This is a genomic window from Sporosarcina sp. Y1011 (assembly GCF_057669885.1).
Genome location: NZ_JBYHFP010000044.1, coordinates 1 through 1,481, shown reverse-complemented (window position 1 = coordinate 1,481; position 1,481 = coordinate 1). Strand labels below are relative to the sequence as shown.

1 protein-coding gene and 1 pseudogene are annotated in these 1,481 nt (G+C 40.4%); both read right to left on the bottom strand.

Going from position 1 to position 1,481, the window contains the following annotated elements:
- Window positions 1–31 precede the first annotated feature (31 nt).
- A pseudogene (locus tag AC25Y5_RS18895) lies at window positions 32–892 on the bottom strand (IS3 family transposase); the annotation flags it as partial.
- A complete protein-coding gene (locus tag AC25Y5_RS18890; protein WP_488141644.1) occupies window positions 859–1,428 on the bottom strand; it encodes a transposase in 570 nt (189 codons plus the stop codon). The pseudogene AC25Y5_RS18895 and the gene AC25Y5_RS18890, both read right to left, overlap by 34 nt.
- Between the last annotated feature and the right edge of the window lie 53 nt (window positions 1,429–1,481).

Below are 1,481 nucleotides of genomic sequence, written 5' to 3'. Positions count from 1 at the left end.
TGTTGTGACCCCTTAAAGTTAGAGTTTTATATTATGCAGCTAATTGGCTGGTATGCAGACGGTATTGAACCGGACTCATGCCAGCTAATTTTTTCTTGATACGCTTGTTATTGTAATAATTGATGTAAGTCTCAATATCTCTTTTTAACTCCTCGTATGTGCGAAGCGCTACCCCATAATACATCTCCTGCTTCAAAAGACTAAAGAAGTTCTCCATTGGTGAATTATCTAGACAGTTCCCTTTACGGGACATACTTTGGAACACATGTTGTGCCTTAAGGATCTTCACCCAATTCCTATGCTGATAATGCCATCCTTGATCAGAATGTATAGTGGTCCGGTATTTTGAGTCTTTTACGATTTGAAGGGCGTCTTCTAACGGTTTCATCACAAAGTCCAGCGTTGGATGCATATGAATGCCGTATGAAAGAATCTCTCCGTTATACATGTCCATAATTGGGCTGAGATAAAGTTTAAACCCATCTGAGCACTTGAATTCTGTAATGTCTGTTGTCAGCTTTTGATAAGCCGTATTTGTGTAGAAACGGCGATGAATAAGGTTCTTCGCAACAGCACCTACGGTGCCTTGATAGGAACTATAGCGACGAGATTTCCGAGTGAATTTCTCTACTTTGAGTCCGAGCTTCCTCATGATACGCTGAACTTTCTTGTGGTTCACTGAAATACCTTTGTTTTTCAACGCCAGCTGAATTCTACGGTAACCATAGTTTTCATCATTCTCTTCAAAAATAGTTTGAATTTCTTCTTCCAACTCCTGGTTAGGGTTCTCCGTCATCATTCCTTTCAGATGATAATGATAAGAAGATTCGGGGATGCCTACGACGTGAAGGATGTCCTTTAGTGGGAAGTTTTCTTTGAGTTCGAATGATAACGCTGTTTGTGCTTTTCGAGATAACCCTCCGGATCCATCTGAAAAGCTTTTAACTTTTTTAAATAAGCTACCTCCAAACGGAGTAGTTCATTTTCACGTTCTAGTTTCTGTTCACGCGTCATCTCATCCTGTTGTGTGGGCTGCTTACTATTCTTGACGCTCTTCGCTTTGTCCGACATGGCTGGCCGTCCTTTCGGTTTGTCCAGGGCTTCAACACCGCCTTCAAGGAACTTTTTATTCCAAGAAGAGATCATCGGTGGGTTCGTTAACCCAAAATGAAGAGCTGTTTCAGTTCGGGAAGCGCCTGTCCTATCCATAAAGCTTAGTACATCCAGTTTGAATTGAACAGAATAAATTTCATGTTTCTTTTTTCTAGATAGCCCTATTGCGCCGTATTTCTGGTAAACGTTCACCCAATTACTAAGCTGCGTATGTGATTTTATATCGTATTTACGCACTAGCAACTTTAAACTAAGTGGACCATCTAGATACTCTTTCACAACCATCAACTTAAACTCATCGCTATATTTAGCCATAATAAAACACCCCAAAAGTTAGATTTTGACTCTAACTTTTGGGGTGCACAACA